Source organism: Streptomyces sp. NPDC001714, from assembly GCF_042892755.1.
Classification (GTDB): Bacteria; Actinomycetota; Actinomycetes; order Streptomycetales; family Streptomycetaceae; genus Streptomyces.
In genome coordinates, this window is record NZ_JBIAUL010000007.1 from 235,444 (window position 1) to 253,836 (window position 18,393).

The window sequence follows — 18,393 nt, forward strand, 5'->3', positions numbered from 1 at the left end:
ATGTGGGTCTTTCCGGCACTCGTCCTGGCCACGCTGTCGAGCTGGCTGCTGGGCATCGAAGGCAGCACGTCGACCCCGATCGGCTGCGCGGTCGTGGCGATCGCGCTGATCAAGGTACGCCTGGTCGGCCTGCACTTCATGGAGTTGCGCAACGCCCCGCGGGCCCTCCGCGGTGCCTTCGAGGTCTATGTCGTGGTCACGGGCGCCACTCTGCTCGCCCTCTACCTCATCCTCTGAGAGGTCCCGTCGGTGTCGTAGATCCCTCGGCGTGCACCGAAGGTGATTCCGTCTGCCCCGACGTGGAATCACTGGACAATTCGCCAAGATATCGGTCGCCGAATCGGAATCCGCCCAACGCCGATGGGCCGATGCCGAGTTGGCATGGTCGACGACAACATCGGCATGTGCGGGCCCCACGTCCTTCGGTGCCGGCGCCACTGCGCCATTCCGCGTTCAGAAAGCTCTGGTCCGCCACCACTCTGGCCGCCCTGGGCGATGCCATCTCCTCGGTGGCCCTGCCGCTGGCCGCGATCGAGGTCCTGGACGCCGACGCCGTCCAAAGCGCCGTCCTGTCGGCCGTGATCTGGCTCCCGAGCCTCTTCCTGGCCATACCGGTCGGCTCCTTCGCCGACCGCACGGGATACCACCGCAGGCTCCTGGCCGGCGCCAATCTCCTGCGGGTCGCCGCCCTGAGCAGCGTGCCGCTCGCAACGGCCTTCGGCCTGCTCTCGCTCATCCAGCTGGCCGTCGTCCTGGCCGTCATCGGCCGGTGCTCGGTGCTGTCGAATGTCAGCGAGAGCGGCCTGTTCGCCACCACCCTGCCGCCCGAGCTCTACGTGGCCGGACAGGCGGCCTCCTACACGGGCCAGACCGCGGCGATCCTGGCCGGACCTTCCATCGGTGGATCGCTGGTCCAGCCGGCGGGCGTACCAGCGGCGGTCGGCGTGGACGCGGCCACCGCCGTCGCGGCCGCCTGTTCCTCCTCCGGCTGCGCGGGGTCGAGCGCCACCACGAGCCCGGCTCCTTGGAGAGCCGCGACCGGCGGCCGGGTCTGGCCTTCATCCGACGAAATCCGCTGATCAAAACGGCCCGCGACAGCAGGAATTCCCGTGGCGCTGTGGGTCGGCGCGATCGGCGGAACACTGGCCTGCCTCAGGCTTCTTCCCTCACGCCTGCTGTCATTTGGCGGTCAGGACGACCTGTCCGAGGAGCCGGAAAGCGCCACCGCGCTCGCGCAATGATGCAGGGGACCCCTGTGTGGACGTGCGCCGCGGAACCGGGCTATGAGCCCCCGGTGTCACCGCGCAGGGACTGGGTCTCACGTGCTGCTCTGTCGAGTGGTCAGCCCTGATGACCGGTTCCGTGTCCGCGGCGAGGCGGTGCGGGCTGCCGGCCTCCGCCGACTTGAAGTCACAGGTCGAAGGGCTGGTGTGATCGGTGCTCAGGGTGCTCACGCCGGTCATGGGTGGCTGTCTGCGCCGTAGATCGTCCGTCAGCGGTTGCTTGCCGGTTCCTCGGTGCTCGAAGTGGTGGCGGGCGCGTTTCCCGACCGTATCCGGCGTGACTCCGACGCCGTGGTGTCCGGCCACGGAGCCCCGCGAAAACACGTTGGCGGAACCACGGCGGCCACTGCTACGTTTCCGGAGGCCGGGCGAGAGAACGAGGAGGTGGTACCCGTGAACGCAGTATCGACATGGGTGCTCCCCTCCGGGGTCGCGGTCGGGCGATAGGTCGTCCGGGAGCGCCGTTCAATGGCACTCCTGAAAGGCACGACCATGCGCTTCACTTCCGAACATCGCCTCGACGACGGCGTCCTCGAGCGCGAGTTCACCCTCGGCGAGATCCCCGGCATCCTGTGGACACCCGCACCCGCACCCGCATCCGCACCGGCGCCGCTGATCCTGCTCGGCCACCCTCCCCTGGGGCTGCGCAAGATGTACCCCCGACTGGTGGCCCGGGCCCGGCACTCCGCGGCGGAGGGCTTCGCCACGGCCACCATCGAGCTCCCCGGAAGCGGCGACCGGCCCCGTTGGCCCGCCGCCGAGCAGGCCCGCGCCGACCTGCGCCGGGCGATGGAGGCCGGCGAGCCGGTCAGCGACGAAGTCATCGACGCACTCATCCTCCCACTGGTCGACAAGGCGGTCCCGGAATGGCAGGCCACCCTGGACGCCCTCCTTTCGCTGCCCGAGATCGGCGGCCCGGTCGGGTACTCGGGAGGCGTGATCTCCATCGGGATCCGGCTGGCGGTGGTCGAGCCGCGCCTCTCGGCCGCAGGTCTGTTCGCCGGGAGTTTCGTGCCTCGCGCCATCTTCGAGGAGGCCCGGCAGGTCACCATTCCGCTGCACGTCCTGCTGCAGTGGGACGACGAAGGGAACGACCGGCAGGCCGCCCTGGACCTGTTCGACGCCTTCGGATCCAAGGAGAAGACCCTGCACGCCAACATGGGCGGGCACACCGGCGTCCCGCAGTTCGCGGGGGACGACGCGGCCCGGTTCTTCACCCGACACCTGAAGTGACGCCGGACCGTCGGGCCGCCGGCAGACAGTAAACGGTGTCGGCCGTGAGGCCGCCCCTCCAGGGGCAGGTCCCCGGCCCACGCCCCGTAGGCGGGTTCTGTGCCAGGAGCAGGCGCCGGCCGGCCAGGAACGCGGACCAGTCGAACGCGGGACCGGTGAGTCCGGTGACGCGGACGTCCTCGACGAAGGCCAGGGCTCCGGCGCTGCGCAGACGGGCCGCCGGATCGGCGCGCTCGGCAGGGGCGGAGTTGTCGAGCAGCACGACGAAGGGCACGTACGGAGGTGTCAGATCGAAGCCGAGCCGGGCGGCACGCTCTTGGTCCTCCACTGTGACGGGCAGGTCGGTGCGGAGACGGTCGAAGAGGGTGCGCGCCCGGCGGTCGCCCTGCGCGGACGGCAGGTCGGCCTGGTCCGCGTAGGCCTGGGTGAACATCCGCGTGACCATGTCCAGGTAGCTGTCGAGATGACGCCGCCCCTGCTCGGTCCAGTCCGCCGGCTGTGCGCGTTCCTCCTCGGCGGCCAGGCCGAGGACGGCGTCCCAGAAGACGCGCACGCCCCGGCGATGGAGGAGCAGTCCGCCGTCCAGCGGCTGTCCGGCGGCGGCGCACTCCCGCGCCCGCTCGTACATCTCCGACAGGACGTGTGCGTCCGGGGGCGTGCCGTTCACCATCCAGTGCAGGAGCAGGCCGGCCTGCCGGCGTAGCGAGGCGCGAAGAGCGGAAGCCTCGCAGTCGCACGCGAGGCGCACGTATTCGGGCGTACGGCGAAGTACGGGTTCCATGCGCTTGGCCACGGCATCGGCGTCGAGATGTGCCAGGACGTCGCGCAATGCCGCTGTCACGACGGCAGCGCGTTCGGGTCTGTCGGTCATGACGGACAGACGCGAACCGGGAGAACCAGGAAGAGAAGCGAGCGCGATGCCGTGCCGTCGCCTGCCGCAGCGCTCGCGGTGTGTCCGGTGGACGGCGTGGCCCTGCTCCGCTGCCGGCGTAATCCCATGGCGATTCCTTTCGTGGGGCGCATCGGCCCCGCAGGCCGGATGCGTCCGGTGCCCGAGGACGCGGGCGTGCTCCCGTGCGTAGACAGTCGTGTGACCGTGTCCGCGTTGGACGCGCGTAGGGCCCCGTCGCCCCGTGGCCGTTCCCGATCGGCGACGGTTTCGTGGCGAACGGTGTGTATGCGGCATAAGGCCGACCATGTATGCGGCATAAAGCTGACGGTGTGCATACCCCCGATTCACGGCGCGCGCCCACTGTCCTCGCGTGCTGGGCGTCACGCACAACTCCTTCGGCAGCGGCGGCCGTTCCGGCTCTTCGCGTCGGTCTCACCATGGCGGACCGGTCGGGGGCGACCGTGCCGGTGCCTATCTGTTCGATTCTGGAGCCGTTTCGGCATATGCCGTGATGGGCGCGGCTACGATGAGCCACATGGACCTCGACATACGCCGGGTGCGTTACTTCGTGGCCGTGGCCGAGGAGTGCAGCTTCGTGCGGGCGGCGAGCCGCCTCTACATGACCCAGCCGGCACTCAGCCGTCAGATCCGGGCACTGGAGGAGGATCTGGACGTGGTCCTCTTCCTGCGGGACCGGCAGGGCACCGTACTGACGCGGGCGGGGCGCCAGTTGCTGGAGGACGCCCGGCCGATGCTGGCGATGGCACAGGCGGTGCAGCAGCGGGTGCGGACGGCGAACCGGGAGGTGAACCAGTTCACCATCGGCTTCATGCCGGGTGTCACGGTCACCCCCATCGTGCGGGAGTTCGCCCGGATGGCGCCGCAGCTCGACATCGATGTCGTGCACACCTCGATCACCGACCAGGTCGACTTCCTGCTCGACGGGCGGGTCGACGTCTGCTACGTGCGACTGCCGCTGCCGGAGGGCATGTTCGAGGTGGTCCCGCTCTTCCCGGAGCCCCGTGTGGTGGCGCTGTCCAGTGAGCATCCGTTCGCGGACCTCAAGGCGGTGCACGTCGAGGACCTGCGTGACATGACTTTGCTGCAGGATCCGCGGGACGTACCGGAATGGCGTGGGCAAGTACCGCGCGATCCGGTGGCGTCGCCGGGAGACACCGGCCGGTTCCCGGTGACGATCGAGGAATGCCTGGAGACCGTCGCCTTCGGGTCCGGATGCTATGTCATGCCGGCCGGCATGGCCGGCTTCTACCGCCGTGACGACGTCGTCTACCTGACGCTGGAGGGCGTCGCTCCGCGCATGGTCGCCCTGGCCTACTCCAAGCACCGGACCATGCCCGAGCTGCTCCAGTTCGCCGAGCTCTCGCGTCGCATGCTCGGCCCGGGCCCGGACTGACGCCCGGCTCCGGTCCGTCAGCGGCGAAGCTCCACCACGGAGCCGGCGGGGCCCTCGGCGCCTGCGTAGCCGGTGAGCGGCGCGGCGCCCGATATGGACTCGACGGTGACGGCCGTCGTCGTCACCGGATCCGCTGTGGACCTCACGATCCGCCGCCCACGACGTCCGTCAGCACCCAGGCGGGCCAGGCCGTTCAGGCCGGTGGCGGCAAGAGGCCGGTCCGTTCTGTCGGAGGAAGTCCGCGAAGTTCCGGTAGTCGCGGTTCTCGGTGAAGAGCCCGTCGGTCCGCACGCCGATGGTGGCACCGGGGCACTCGAGCTTCTTGCCGGTGGCAGGTATTCCCGGGTCGGGGTTGGCGCGGTCGTGGGTGCCGGAGAGGACCCATGCGAACGAGTAGACGCTCGGCAGACTCATGCCCATCCCGTCGATCAGCGCCTTGACCGCCTCCACGACGTCGACAACACCCTCCCCGCGCCGGGCACCCGCCGTGGTGGCTCCGTCGGATTCACGCGCACCATCCGCCGCGCCGTCATCGAGCCCCTCCGCCGGACTCGGCGCCGAAGCGAGGAAGACGACGGACCCATCCGGCAAGGCGGCACCCCCGGACCCGAGCGAGGTGGCATCGGCCTCGCCCGAATGGACGACATTGACCGTGCGGCACACCAGCAGTTGATGCCGGGGGGAGTCCTGGGAGACCAACCGGACGACCATGACGATGGAGACCGACGGCAACCTCGTCATCTACGACGAGGACCACCACCGGCGCTGGTCCTCGGGCACCGGCTACCGCGCCATCATGCAGGCCGACGGCAACCTCGTCGTCAACAACAAAGACACCTGGGGTGTCTGGAGCAGCGTCACTTCCGGCCAGGACGGCGCCTACCTCTTCTTCGGTACCGACGGCGACGTCAGCGTGGTCTACCAGGGCACCACCCTCTGGTCGGCCGGCACCCGGCACTCACCGGTCACCGGTTCCCACACCCCCGCCGGTCACCGGTTCCCACACCCCGCCGCCGGTCACCAGTTCCCACACCCCCGCGCCGACACCAGTCGCGGTCACCTCATCGCCGATCCGCTCGCTCCCGGGCTGCTGGGTCCAGGGCCGGCCTGCGGAGACGCGTCGTGGTCTCGGACATAGACGGTGACTCGCGCCCCGTTGACACGGGTTGTTCCGTACGCGCGGAAGTGGCGCCGCAGGGTGCTTGTCTTCGCTGCCTCCTGCGGGTTGGCCGACGAGTGCGCACCCGTCGCGCGGACCACGACGATCCGGCCGAATTCCAGCATGCGTGCCGCGATGTCCCGGGCGGGAAGCTCGACACCTGCAAGTGTGTTCGACGAAACGGGGTCCTGTGCCAGGGCGAGGTCCGTCAGGAAACGGGTGTCCTCGGGGTCGGCCGCGGTCAAGCTCCGGTACTGGCCGGGGAGATAGAGCAGTCCGTCGCCCGGATGGCCTTCCTCGCGTACGGCCGCGCCGATGGCGGTGACATCGTTGCTCCGGCTCTGGGGCGTCCTCAGCGACATGCTCGGCTGGACGAGCGCGGCCAGTACGGCAACCACCGCGATCCACGCGTTGCGGGAAGACCGCCGCAGCCGGTGGACGTAATCCATCCAGGCGCCCAGCAGCAACGCACCTCCGATACTGCTGTAGAGCACGTACCGGTCGACGAAAACGGGCTTGACCAGTGAGGCGATCAGCAGCAGAAGGGTCGGAAGCACAAGGATCGGCACAGCCAGCACGGAAAGCCGCACGGGCCCCCTCACCCCCAGGGGCGCTCGGGCACACGCCACGCCCAGGACCGCCACGACCAGGACACCGGGAAGCCGCACCGGCCCGCCGACCCAGGACACCTGCCCCGACTGTCCCGCACTGCAGACCGCCAGCGGCAACAGCCCGGCCACGACGCCCGCGGCAGTCGCACTCCACGCCTTCAGCACCGGTCGTGGAACACGGGAGACGACCAGCGTGACGCCGTGTGCCACCAGGGCGAGGACGGCGAACTCATGGAGCAGACAGGCCGGCAACATGGTGGAGCCGTAGACCGCCCACCGCCACCGCGCGCGATGCCGGACGCTGACCACGAGCGCGTAGGTGGCCCAGGTGACCAGGGCGCAGACCATGGCGTACGAGCGGCCTTCCTGCGCGTACTTCTGCACCTGGGGAAGGAGCGCGAACACCAGCCCGGCCAGCAGCCCGGCACGGGGTCCCGCCAGGCGTAGCCCCAGCAGCCCGACTCCACTCGCCGCCACGGACATGGCCAGCACGGACGGCAGCCGCAACGGCAGCAGCCCACCGCCGAAGAGACCGAAGATCTCATGCATCACGGCGTAGTAGAGGGCATGGACCAGATCGACATGCTGGGCGGTGAGCCATATCTGCGAAAGATCGCGGTGCGCGAGCTGATAGGTGACGGCCTCGTCCCCCCACATGGTGTTCTGCCTGCGGATACCCCACAGCCCCAGAGCGACGGTCAGCGCCGAGGGCACGATGACGACAACGGCTTCGGCGGGGCCCGGTGACTGCCGACGGGCGGGTACGGGAGGGGAAACCGTCCCGGCCACGGCGGGGCCTCGTACATCAAGGGACATCGGCGACAGGGCCTTTCAGCAGGGGCGAAGACACCGCGCCAGCGTGCCCGGACCTCGTTGACCGGCTGCTGACCCAACCTGACCGGCCGATCAGGAAGGCGGTTCGGCGCTGTGCGAGGCTGCACCGCATGCGCATCCTGGTGGTCGAAGACGAGGTGGACCTTGCCCACACCCTGCACAGCGGTCTGACCGCCGAGGGCTACAGCGTCGACCTCGCCCATGACGGCCGACAGGGACTGTGGATGGCACGGACCGGCGAATACGCCCTGGTCGTCCTGGACTTGATGCTGCCCGGACTCAACGGCTACAAGGTCTGCGCCCAGTTGCGCCGGGAGGGCAACGCGACCCCCATCCTGGTACTCACCGCCAAGGACGGGGACTGGGATCAGGCAGAGGCCCTGGACACGGGGGCCGACGACTACCTGGCCAAACCCTTCTCCTACATGGTGCTCGTCGCACGGCTGCGGGCCCTGGTCAGACGGGCCGCCACGGTCGCCCCGCCCGTCCTTGCCGTGGGCGACCTCTCGCTGGACGTCGCCGGCCGGGTCTGCCGCCGGGCCGGGGTCCGGGTGGAGCTCACCCCCCGGGAGTTCGCCGTCCTTGAGCTGCTGGCCCGCCGGGCGGGCCAGGCGGTCTCCAAAGCGGATCTGCTCTATCACGCGTGGCCCGACGAAGCCCAGGATCCCAACCTGGTGGAGGCACGCGTCAGCGCACTGCGCAAGAAGGTGGACTCCGCGTTCGGCCGGCGGTCCCTGCAGACCGTACGGGGTACCGGCTACCGGCTGGTGGACGACCGTGAACGCGACTGAGCCGCGACGCCGCTGGTGGCCGCGTTCGGTACGAGCCCGCACGGCCCTGGCCGCCGCCTCGGCCGCCGCCGTCATCCTGCTCGGCATCGGCTGGTGGCTGCACCACGACGTCTACCGCCAGGGCACGCAGATCGCCGAAGGACAAGCCGAGCAACAGCTCTGGTCTCTCGTCGATCAGCTGAACGAGGGTGTGGTTCCCGCTCGCAGAGGCAGCGTGCTGCCGTACGAGGTCGTCGCGACCGGCCGACGCACCCCTGTCGCCTACGGCGGAGCCATGGACGCCTTCGATCCCGGCACCCGCCATGTGCTGCCCGCCCCATCGGAGGCCAGGGAGCCCGGGCTCTTGACGATCCTTCCCCTCCGTATACCGGTGCGCGACTCCGACTCCAGGGACAGATTCGACATGGCCGGCCGGACCTACCCGGTCATGCTCGCCGATATCAGCGCCCATGAACTCAGCAGTGACAAGGTCGCCGCTCTGGGCGTAGCCGCCGACGCCACGCTGCGGGTCTATGTGGTGGTGCTCCCGAACACAGCTGAGGCGATCGCCGAGACCACCGACCTCCTGCTGCTGCGGGCCGGGCTCGTCAGCGTCGTACTGATCGCCGCCGTCACCTACTTCGCCGTCCGCATCGCGCTGCGGCCGGTCGAAGCCATCCGCGTCCTCACCGCCTCGGTCACCGCGAGCGACCCCCGCGAACGCGTCACCGTTCCCGCCACGGGACACGAGATCGCCGCCCTGGCCACCACCATCAACACCACCCTCCAACGTCTCGACAACGCCGCCGCCCGGCAACGCCGCTTCGTCGCGGACGCCGCCCACGAACTGCGCAGCCCCCTCACCACACTGCTGGCCAGCCTGGAGGTCGCGCTCGCCTACCCGGAACGCACCGACTGGCCCGCCGCGGCCACCACCGCCGCACGACAGACCCGCCGCCTCCAGGCCCTCGCCGAAGACCTGCTGCTCCTCGCGCGCCTCGACACCCGCACCCCCCCAACCGGCCGGGAGACCATCGACCTGACAGCCCTCGCCTCCCGGCTGACCGAGCAATACCCCCTCACCGAACGACCGTTGACCCTCACCTGCGACAGCACCGCCCCCGCACACGTACACGGAAACCCCGACGAACACGAACGGCTGCTGCGCAACCTCATCGACAACGCCGCCCGCCACGCCGCACACCGCATCCAGATCACCATCCGAAACCAGGACGACTGGGTCGTCCTCACGGTGCACGACGACGGACCGGGCGTGCCCACCGAGGACGCCGAGCGCATCTTCGAACGCTTCGTCCGGCTCGACGACGCCCGCTCCCGCGACCACGGCGGCACTGGTCTGGGCCTCGCCATCGCCCGCGACCTGGCCCACCGCCACCGAGGCACCCTCACCCTCACCCCCCGGACCCTCGGAGCATGCTTCCAACTACGTCTTCCCCGAGCCCCCACCCCAGCCGAGAAATGACGCGCTCCACCGCGGCTGCCCTTCGGCCCCTGCCGGCCGGCCGACGCCATGAACGCTGAGGTCTCCGCCCGGCAGGGCGGCCGGATGCCGGCGCCGCGGGCCGACCCCGGCGGCCCCGGCAGCCCGGCGAAGGACTCGTCCGTCGGCGGGCCGCGGTCTTCGGGTGGGCGCTCCTCGCCGGGTGGGGATCAGTCCCCGAGGGGCACGGCGATCCGGCCGGGAAAACGTGGGGTCTGTGCCTCGTCGAGCATGGCGGCGGCGACCGTCTCGCGGGTGACGCGGGCCGGGAAGAACCGCTTCGGGGTCTCGTCCAGTCCGACGGTGCGGCGCGTCGCGTTGACCGGGCCGTTCGCGAAGGGCCCGGAGTGGAAGACGGTGCCTCCGGCCGCCAGTACGGCGGCGTCGGCGGTGACCTTGTCGGTCAGTTCCGCGCCCATCGCCTTGAGCAGGGTGCGGGTGGCGAAGCCGGCGGCCTGCGCGGACGGGCCCGAGCCGTACGCGCCGAGCCAGATGATCCGGCGCGGGTGCGCGTCCAGCACCGCGCGGGCGCCGGCTGTGAGTGCGCCGGGCTTGTCTCCCTTGGCCACCCCTAGGCCGGACAGGACGACCTCGCTGCCGCGCAGTGCCTCCGCGACGGTCGCCGGATCGCGCACGTCGGCGGCCACACGGGTCAGCCGGGGGGAGTCGGGCACGGCGATACGCGCCGGGGTGCGAGCGACCGCGGTGACGGTGAATCCGCGCTCCAGGGCCTGACGGGTCAGTGCGAGCCCGACGGCGCCGGAGGCGGCCAGGATGGTCACGTTCATGACAGATTCCAGTTCTCGATGACGTCGGATGACCGCACGCCCGGTCAGACGACCGAGGCCAGGACCTGGACGGCCGGGGCGTGCAGTGCCGGAGCGGTGGCCAGAACGGTGTCGGCGCCCGGGGTCCACGGCGTGCCGTCGATGCGGGTGACCGTGCCGCCGGCCTCGGTGATCATCAGGGCGCCGGCCGCCACGCCGGGGAGGACCGGCTCGTACTGCCAGAACACGTCGTTGTGCCCGGCGGCCACCAGAAGCATCGGGAACGTGGAGGGCACGTCGGCACGCACCAGCAGGGCACTGTCGAGCATCGCCGTGATCGACCGCCCGATGCGGCGGTAGGTGCCCTCCTGGTCGGCTTCGGCCTGCCCGGTCACCACGATCGCGGCGTCCAGGTCGGTCTTCGCCGAGACCTTCAGCGCCGTGCCGTTGAGATGGGCGCCCCCGCCGCGCAGGGCGGTGTAGGTCAGGTCGCCGACGGGCTGACGCACCACGGCCAGCACCGTCTGCCCGTCGCGCACCAGCGCCACGGTCACCGCCCATTCGGGCAGTCCGTGCACGTGGTTGACGTTGCCCTCGACCTCGTCGACCACCCACCACTCGCCCGGCGGCAGCTCGGTGGTCTCGTACTCGTCGGTGAGCCAGCGGGCCTCGGGGCGCAGGGCGGTCAGGGCCGGGCGCAGGATGCCGAGCGACACCTGCCCGTCGGCCGTGCCCGTCCGGAACATGTCCTGCCGTCCGGCCGGGCGGGCCGCGGTCGAGTACCTCGCCTCCAGGGCGCGGCCGGCCTCCGTGGCGATCCCGGCCACGGCGTCCAGCAGCTTCCGGTCCTGGACCGGGGCGATCGGGGTGGCGGAGGCGTCGGTCGCGGTCGTGGTGGCGGCGGTGCGAACGGTCATGATGCAGCCCTTTCTCATGGATGCTCGGGACCGGTCGGCCCCTCACACCAAGAACGCTATGAGCCCGTTCACATGATTACCAGTGCACTCTTGTAAGGCCATCCGTTACCGTGGTGCATGTGGATCTGAACCTGCTGGTCGCCCTTGATGCCCTGCTGGAGGAGAACAGCGTCGCGGCGGCGGCCGAGAGGCTGCACCTGTCCCCGCCCGCCATGAGCCGCACGCTCGCGCGCATCCGCAAGGCCACCGGCGACGACATCCTCGTGCGCACCGGGCGGACGATGACTCCGACCCCGCACGCACTCGCGCTGCGCGAAGAAACCCGGGACCTGGTCACCCGGGCCACCGCGGTGCTCACGCCCGTGACCGCACTCGACCTCGACACGCTCGAGCGCGGCTTCACCCTGCGCTGCCACGACGCCCTCGTGTCGGCGCTCGCCCCGCTCCTGACGGCGGCCGTCGCCGACGCCGCGCCGAACGTCTCGATCAGAATCCTCGCCGAACCCTCCGTCGACGTCGCCGACCTCGCGCGCGGACACACCGACCTGGAGGTCGGTGCCGCGGCGCCCGGGCGGCCCGAGATCGCCGCCACCCGTGTCGGCACCGACCGGATGGTGGCCGTGATGCGCGCGGACCACCCGCTGGCCACCGGCACGCTCACGCCCCAGCGCTTCGCCGAGGCCGAGCACGTCACCGTCTCCCGCCGCGGACGGCTCACCGGCCCCATCGACGACGCCCTCGCCGGACTCGGCCTACGCCGACGCGTCCGCGCCGCCCTGCCCACCACCACGGCAGCACTCGAACTCGTCGCCCGCACCACCATGGTCACGGCGGTCGCCGAACAGGTGTGCCGACCGGCCTGCACCGGGCTGCGACTGCGCGCCCGCACCCTGCCCCTCGACCTGCCCCCCGTGCCGGTCATCGTCGCCTGGCACCGCAGATACGACACCGACCCCGCCCACACCTGGCTCCGCACCGAACTCCTGGCGGCGCTGCGCACCATCCTCACCGCACCGGACCCGGACACGGCCACCGGCGTGGCGATTCCGGAGCCGGTCACCAAGGGGGTGTGACCCGCTGCGCGGCCACTGCGCTGACCGGCACGATACTGCGTGATCGATGACCAGCAAGCGGAAGGAGAGAGCGACTTCCTTCCCTGCGCCGTCGAGGACACCGTGGAGCAGTTCCTGCGACGCTGTCACGGAGGGAGGGAACTTCACATTGCCCTCGCACAGTTGCGCAGGCCGGCCCGACTGAGCGCTCTGGTCTGCCGGGAGACGGAGTGCGGAGCGGATGTCCCCGCGGACGAAGACCTCTTGGAGTTCCACGACACCTGCGCGGTGGGTTCTCTGTCCTCAAGTGAACAGCCCTGGCGAGAAGTCGGGGCCTGAGCGAGCGGATGAGGATCCGCTCCCGCCGTTTCGGCAGACCGCCTGACCGGCTGGCGAACCACGGTCGATGACGCACAGGATCGCCTTGGCCGTTGCCTGACGCACAGCTCGTCCTTGCCGTTGAGGTAGTTCGAGTCGTAGTTGTCCACGGGCGAGGTGATCTTCGCGTCATGGACTTGCCCGCGCTGCGGATGCGGTGCGGCCGTGGACGGCGCACGATGAACAAGGACGGCCCACCACGAGCGTGGAACGAGCTCGACAGGGCAGCCCGGCACAGGCTCGGGCGGGGCAGGGCGGGGCTGGGTGTCCGAAGCGTGCGTGAGGGCCTCCCCCGCAGACCGCGCACGATCGCGGCGCGGGGGGTCTCCGGCGTGCCCCGACGGCCGACCGCACGCGTTCATGTGCGAGGAAAAGGGGAGAATCATGAGGAGATCCCTGGTGGTCGCACTGGCCACTGCCACGTCCGCGACGGCCGTCCTGCTGGCCGGTCCGGTCACGCCGGCGACCGCCGCTTCGCCCTACTGCGGCCGGACGACCCCGAACAGCTCGATCCTGTTCTACAAGGCCGGGACCGGCGAGGCCGGCACCGGAACCCTCTCGGCCGGCCACTGGCAGTACAAGGCGGCGTTCACCCTCCCGGCCAACTACACGCACGCTGCCGCGAGCCGCGACTCACTGCTGCTGTACAACAAGAACACCGGGGCCGGCGAGGTCGGCACCTTCAAGAACGGTACGTACTCCCGCACCCGGACCTTCGACAACTTCTCGACCGGCTGGACCTTCGTCGAGGCGTCCGGCGACTCCGTGCTGTTCTACAACGGGGACACCGGCCACGGCGTCACCGGCACCCTCGAGAACGGCAGGTACCAGGGGGTGCGCACGTACGACAACTTCAGCAAGGGCTGGGGAACCATGGCCAGTTCGTGTGACACCCTGGTCGCCGCGGCCGGGCAGGGGCCGGTCGAGTTCCCCGAGAGCAGAGTGGGCTACGGCACGCTCGAGGACGGCGTCTACACGCAGACGGGCAGCATCCCGCGGGACGCGTACCTGGGTGAACTGACCGCGACCAAGGACTCCCTGCTGTCGTCGGCGAAGAGCGGCGGCGAGCTCACGCACCGGGTGAGCGACGCGACCGACGGCACGGGCATCGACTTCCGTGAGATCGGCACCTCAGGCGTCTGGGAGAAGATCGGCCGGACCTCGGACAGCCTGTTCTTCTACAAGAACGACGGGACCGCCTGGATCTCGACGCTCGCCGGGGGCCACTACGCCAACGTCGGCGCGCTCCCCAACGTCTCCTCGGGCTGGACCCTCATCGAAGGCGGCGTGTGACCACGAAGTCAGGGCCCACCCGCACCCGTACGCTTCCGCACCCCCAGGAGCGATCATGGCCACGGCCCCTGTCGCCAGCCGCCCGGTCCCGGTATACCTCCTTGCCGGCATCAGAATCTTCAACGGAGCCGCCGGTCTGCTGGCACCGGAACTGCTCATCCGGCGGTTCGAACCCGACCGCGATCCGCCCAGCCCGGCGGCCGTCTACGCATTTCGTCTCTTCGGCATCCGCACGATCCTGCTCGGCCTCGATCTGCTGACCCACAGCGGCGAACAGCTGAGGGAGGACCTCCGCGAGGGGATCCTGATCCACGGCAGCGACACCGTGACAGCGGCCACGCTCGGCATCCACGGGCAGGTCTCGCCGCGCACCGCGGTCATGACCACCCTCATCTCGGCCGTCAACACCGCCCTGGCCGTCAGCGCCACGGCCGCGCTCGCCGACGCCGCGAAGGACAAGCCGACGTGATGGCCGGGACCGGGGCCGTTTCCCCCGCCGAGACGGGCTTCGACTACGTCGTCGTCGGCGCCGGCGCGGGTGGCGGACCGCTGGCGGCCAACCTCGCGGCCGCGGGCATGCGCACCCTGCTCCTGGACGCCGGCGGTGCCGAGGACAACGACAGCTACCTGGTGCCCGCGTTCCACGCCGACGCCTCCGAAGACCCCGTGCAGTGCTGGAACTACTTCGTACGGCACTACGCCGACGAGCAGCAGCAACGGCGCGACACCAAGTTCGTACCGGGCAGGGGCATCCTCTATCCGCGCGCCGGGACGATCGGCGGGTGCACCGCACACCATGCGCTGATCACCGTCTATCCCTACGACCGCGACTGGGACGCCATCGCGGCGGAGACCGGCGACACCACGTGGAGCAGCACGGCCATGCGCCGCTACTTCGAGCGGCTGGAGCGCTGCACCTACCGGCCGCGGCCCAAGAAGCTGCCCGGCAACCCGCTGCTGGCCGCGGTGGTGCGGAACCTGCCCGTCGTGTCTGCCCGGTACCGCAACGACGCCCGGCACGGGTTCGACGGCTGGCTCCCCACCGCGCTGGCCGACCCCCGACTCGCGGTGCAGGACGCGGAGTTGCTGAAGGTCATCCTCTCCGCCGCGCAGGACACGCTGGCCGGCTTCCTCGACCGGCCGCTGTCCCCGCTGGAAGGGTTCGGCTCCTTCGTCGACCCCAACGACCGGCGGGTGCAGACCCGGGCGCTGCAAGGGCTGTGGCAGATCCCCATCTCCACGGCCGGCGGCCGCCGCAGCGCCGTTCGCGAACGCGTCCGGGCCGTGCAGCGCGAACGGCCGGATCATCTGGTGGTGCGTACCCACGCGCTGGCCGCCCGGATCGTACTGGACGAGGAGAACGCGGCGACCGGCGTCGACTACCTGGACCAGGCGCACGCCTACCGGGCCGATCCCAGCACCCGGCCCGGCTCCGGGCCGGTGGCGCCGCACCGGGTCCTCGCCTCCCGCGAGGTGATCCTGGCCGCAGGGGCCTTCAACACGCCCCAGCTGCTGATGCTCTCGGGCATCGGACCACCGGAGGAACTGGCGCGCCACGGCATCCCGGTGCGCGTCGGCCTGCACGGGGTGGGCGGGAACCTCCAGGACCGGTACGAAGTCGGCGTGGTCAGCCAGATGCGCCGCGCGTTCCCGGTCGCCGGGGAGTGCGACTTCCACGCTCCGCAGCCCGGGACCGAACCGGATCCCTGTTATCGGGCCTGGCAGGAGGGCGGGGGCCTCTACACCACCAACGGCGCCGTGCTCGGCATCACCCGCAAGTCGCGTCCGGACCTGGACGCCCCCGACCTGTTCATCTTCGGCGGCCCGTTCGACTTCCGGGGCTACCGCCCCGGCTACTCCCACGACCTGACACGGCACAAGGACCGCTTCACCTGGGCCATTCTCAAGAGCCGTACCCACAACACGGGAGGCCGGGTCCGGCTGCGATCCACGGACCCGCGCGACACCCCGCTGGTCGATTTCCACTACTTCGCGGAGGGCACGGACAAGGAGGGCCTGGATCTCGAGGCGATGGCCGACGCCGTGGAGTTCGTACGCGGGATGAACCGCAAGGCCGACTCCGTGGTCCGTCAGGAGCTGTGGCCGGGCGAAGAGGTCGGTGACCGCGACGCCGTCCGCCGGTTCGTCCAGGACGAGGCCTGGGGCCACCACGCGTCGTGCACCTGCCGGATGGGACGCGCCGATGATCCCTCGGCCGTGGTCGACAGCGCGTTCCGGGTCCGCGGGGTGGACCGGCTGCGGATCGTCGACGCCTCGGTCTTCCCCCGGATCCCCGGCTTCTTCGTCGCCGCCCCCATCTACATGATCGGCGAGAAGGCGAGCGACGTGGTCCTCCGCGACGCCGCCCACGCCTGACCCCCACCACCACGCCGTCCCTGAACGACACGATCAGGAGCCATCCAAGGAGTATCGCGATGAGCACGCACCGAAGCGAACCACGGCGGTCCCCGGCCGGATACCGCACGACTTTCCCCTGGCGGATCGTCACCGGCGCCGCCCAGTACATCGACCGCCGCATCGGCTGGGACAGACTGCCCGTGCCGGCAGGCCTGCTGACGCTCTTCGGGCTGCGCGTCAGGCTCCGGCAGAAGAACCTGTACGACACCGGCGGGCTGCCCGCGGTCGACGAGCCCGAGCCCGCGCCCCCGTCCGTGAGCCATCAGGTCAACCGGACCGCCGACGGCAGCCACAACGACCTCGGCGAGCCGCGCATGGGCATGGCCGGCACCCGCTTCGGCCGGAACATTCCGCTGGAGTCCATCGCCCCGACCGCACCCGAGGACGTCCTGTCCGCGCCCAGCCCGCGCGAGGTCAGCCGAACCCTGCTCACCCGCGACGAGCTCATCCCGGCCGAATCCGTCAACTCCCTGGTCGCCGCCTGGCTCCAGTTCATGATCCGCGACTGGTTCAGCCACGGCACCAGCCCCACGGACCGGCCCTGGGAGGTCTCCCTGCTGGACGCCGACCCCTGGCCCGAACACCCCATGACCATCCTGCGGACCCCGGACGACCCCACCCGTGACCCGCAGGCGCCCCCCGGCACGCCCGACACCCGCGTCAACGTGTCCTCCCACTGGTGGGACGCGTCCCAGATCTACGGGAAGAACGAGGCCGAACAGCAGCAGTTGCGCACCGGAGAAGGGGGCCGGCTGCACCTGTGGGACGACGAGCGGGCTCCCGTTCCGGCCGACCCCTCCCAGGACCCCACGCACGTTCCCGGCTTCTGGCTGGGGCTCGCCATGATGCAGGATCTGTTCACCCGGGAGCACAACGCGATCTGCGGCCACCTGCACGCGGCCTACCCGTCCTGGAGCGACGAGGAGCTGTTCCAGCGTGCCCGGCTCGTCAACTCCGCGCTGCTCGCGAAGATCCACACCGTGGAGTGGACACCGGCCGTGATCAGCCATCCCACCACCGTCAAGGCGCTGCGCGCCAACTGGTGGGGCGTCGCGGGCGAACGCGTCCACAACCTGTTCGGGCGTCTCGGCGACAGCGAGGTCATCAGCGGCATCCCCGGCGGGGAGACGGATCACTACGGCGTCCCGTACGCCCTCACCGAGGAGTTCGTGGCGGTGTACCGCATGCACCCGCTGGTCCGCGACGACTGGCACCTGCGTTCCGTCGCCGACGACTCGACCCTGCGCCACTGCACCCTGCGCGACATCTCGGGCCCGCAAGCGCTGAAGTTCCTGGAGACCACGGAGATGGCCGACCTGCTCTACAGCTTCGGCACGCTCCATCCCGGACTGGTCACCCTGCACAACTTCCCCAGGTTCCTCCAGGAGTTCCAGCGGCCTGACGGGCATCTGCAGGACCTCGCCGCCACCGACATCCTGCGCTCCCGGGAACTGGGGGTGCCCCGCTACAACGAGTTCCGGCGGCTGCTGCGACTCAAGCCCGCGGCGAACTTCACGGAGCTGGCGCACGATCCGGCCTGGGCCGAGCGGATCGAGCGGCTCTACGACGGCGACATCGAGAAGGTCGACCTGATGGTCGGGTTGTACGCGGAGAAGCTGCCGGCCGGATTCGCCTTCAGCGACACGGCGTTCCGCATCTTCATTCTCATGGCCTCGCGCCGGCTGAACAGCGACCGGTTCTTCACCACCCACTACACCCCCGAGGTCTACTCCAAGGCCGGCATGGCCTGGATCGACGACAACAGCATGGTCACCGTCCTGCTGCGCCACCACCCCGAGCTGCGTACGGCCCTCTCCGGGCTGGCCAACGCCTTCGTGCCGTGGCACAGCGCCGCACCGAAGGAGACCTGA

General features: G+C 70.5%; 18 protein-coding genes. 13 read left to right on the forward strand and 5 right to left on the reverse strand.

The features are described 5' to 3' along the window. From ACFY0P_RS20375 to ACFY0P_RS20390, 4 genes are all read left to right on the forward strand, one after another. The gene (locus ACFY0P_RS20375; protein WP_388914640.1) at positions 1 to 237 is read left to right on the forward strand and encodes a cytochrome C oxidase subunit IV family protein; all 237 of its coding nucleotides are present in this window, start codon (positions 1 to 3) and stop codon (positions 235 to 237) included. A gap of 188 nt (positions 238 to 425) precedes the next feature. Continuing rightward, positions 426 to 1,079 (forward strand): MFS transporter, encoded by a 654-nt coding sequence (locus ACFY0P_RS20380; protein ID WP_388914643.1) that lies wholly within the window; start codon positions 426 to 428, stop codon positions 1,077 to 1,079. 30 nt (positions 1,080 to 1,109) lie between these two features. Then, positions 1,110 to 1,241, forward strand: coding sequence for a hypothetical protein (locus ACFY0P_RS20385; RefSeq protein ID WP_388914645.1), 132 nt, complete (start codon positions 1,110 to 1,112; stop codon positions 1,239 to 1,241). A 534-nt stretch (positions 1,242 to 1,775) separates the two neighbouring features. Then, on the forward strand, positions 1,776 to 2,516 hold the full coding sequence (locus tag ACFY0P_RS20390; RefSeq protein WP_388914648.1) for an alpha/beta hydrolase: 741 nt from the start codon (positions 1,776 to 1,778) through the stop codon (positions 2,514 to 2,516). Here ACFY0P_RS20390 and ACFY0P_RS20395 read toward each other — a convergent pair. Continuing rightward, a complete protein-coding gene (locus ACFY0P_RS20395; RefSeq protein ID WP_388914650.1) occupies positions 2,497 to 3,387 on the reverse strand; it encodes a hypothetical protein in 891 nt (296 codons plus the stop codon). The genes ACFY0P_RS20390 and ACFY0P_RS20395 overlap by 20 nt on opposite strands. Positions 3,388 to 3,943: 556 nt before the next feature. Here ACFY0P_RS20395 and ACFY0P_RS20400 point away from each other — a divergent pair. Further along, positions 3,944 to 4,822 (forward strand): LysR family transcriptional regulator, encoded by an 879-nt coding sequence (locus ACFY0P_RS20400; RefSeq protein ID WP_388914652.1) that lies wholly within the window; start codon positions 3,944 to 3,946, stop codon positions 4,820 to 4,822. 168 nt (positions 4,823 to 4,990) lie between these two features. Here ACFY0P_RS20400 and ACFY0P_RS20405 read toward each other — a convergent pair whose 3' ends face one another. Next, entirely contained in the window at positions 4,991 to 5,521 is a 531-nt protein-coding gene (locus ACFY0P_RS20405; RefSeq protein ID WP_388914655.1) for a hypothetical protein, read from the reverse strand. Between the two features lie 10 nt (positions 5,522 to 5,531). Here ACFY0P_RS20405 and ACFY0P_RS20410 point away from each other — a divergent pair, with 10 nt between their 5' ends. After that, positions 5,532 to 5,960, forward strand: a complete 429-nt coding sequence (locus ACFY0P_RS20410) for a hypothetical protein (RefSeq protein WP_388914658.1) — start codon at positions 5,532 to 5,534, stop codon at positions 5,958 to 5,960. On the opposite strand, the gene ACFY0P_RS20415 is transcribed toward ACFY0P_RS20410, so the two are convergent. Further along, complete coding sequence (locus tag ACFY0P_RS20415; RefSeq protein ID WP_388914661.1) at positions 5,879 to 7,408, reverse strand: glycosyltransferase family 39 protein; 1,530 nt, start codon at positions 7,406 to 7,408, stop codon at positions 5,879 to 5,881. The genes ACFY0P_RS20410 and ACFY0P_RS20415 overlap by 82 nt on opposite strands. 128 nt (positions 7,409 to 7,536) lie before the next feature. Between ACFY0P_RS20415 and ACFY0P_RS20420 the strand changes: the two genes are divergently transcribed. Together ACFY0P_RS20420 and ACFY0P_RS20425 are read left to right on the forward strand one after the other, a co-directional pair. Further along, the gene (locus ACFY0P_RS20420; protein ID WP_388914663.1) at positions 7,537 to 8,217 is read left to right on the forward strand and encodes a response regulator transcription factor; all 681 of its coding nucleotides are present in this window, start codon (positions 7,537 to 7,539) and stop codon (positions 8,215 to 8,217) included. Continuing rightward, complete coding sequence (locus ACFY0P_RS20425) at positions 8,204 to 9,679, forward strand: sensor histidine kinase (protein WP_388914666.1); 1,476 nt, start codon at positions 8,204 to 8,206, stop codon at positions 9,677 to 9,679. The genes ACFY0P_RS20420 and ACFY0P_RS20425 overlap by 14 nt, the downstream gene beginning before the upstream one ends. A gap of 188 nt (positions 9,680 to 9,867) precedes the next feature. Here ACFY0P_RS20425 and ACFY0P_RS20430 read toward each other — a convergent pair whose 3' ends face one another. Beyond that, the gene (locus tag ACFY0P_RS20430; protein ID WP_388914669.1) at positions 9,868 to 10,485 is read right to left on the reverse strand and encodes an NAD(P)-dependent oxidoreductase; all 618 of its coding nucleotides are present in this window, start codon (positions 10,483 to 10,485) and stop codon (positions 9,868 to 9,870) included. Between the two features lie 44 nt (positions 10,486 to 10,529). Next, positions 10,530 to 11,381, reverse strand: coding sequence for an inositol monophosphatase family protein (locus tag ACFY0P_RS20435; RefSeq protein WP_388914672.1), 852 nt, complete (start codon positions 11,379 to 11,381; stop codon positions 10,530 to 10,532). A 119-nt stretch (positions 11,382 to 11,500) separates the two neighbouring features. Here ACFY0P_RS20435 and ACFY0P_RS20440 point away from each other — a divergent pair, with 119 nt between their 5' ends. From ACFY0P_RS20440 to ACFY0P_RS20460, 5 genes are all read left to right on the forward strand, one after another. After that, positions 11,501 to 12,454: a LysR family transcriptional regulator gene (locus ACFY0P_RS20440; protein WP_388914675.1), complete on the forward strand. Its 954-nt coding sequence runs from the start codon at positions 11,501 to 11,503 to the stop codon at positions 12,452 to 12,454. Positions 12,455 to 13,195: 741 nt separating this feature from the next. Continuing rightward, positions 13,196 to 14,104, forward strand: a complete 909-nt coding sequence (locus ACFY0P_RS20445; RefSeq protein ID WP_388914678.1) for a hypothetical protein — start codon at positions 13,196 to 13,198, stop codon at positions 14,102 to 14,104. A gap of 55 nt (positions 14,105 to 14,159) precedes the next feature. Then, positions 14,160 to 14,573, forward strand: a complete 414-nt coding sequence (locus ACFY0P_RS20450) for a hypothetical protein (RefSeq protein ID WP_388914681.1) — start codon at positions 14,160 to 14,162, stop codon at positions 14,571 to 14,573. Then, on the forward strand, positions 14,573 to 16,480 hold the full coding sequence (locus ACFY0P_RS20455; RefSeq protein WP_388914683.1) for a GMC family oxidoreductase: 1,908 nt from the start codon (positions 14,573 to 14,575) through the stop codon (positions 16,478 to 16,480). The genes ACFY0P_RS20450 and ACFY0P_RS20455 overlap by 1 nt, the downstream gene beginning before the upstream one ends. Before the next feature lie 59 nt (positions 16,481 to 16,539). Further along, complete coding sequence (locus ACFY0P_RS20460) at positions 16,540 to 18,393, forward strand: peroxidase family protein (RefSeq protein ID WP_388914686.1); 1,854 nt, start codon at positions 16,540 to 16,542, stop codon at positions 18,391 to 18,393.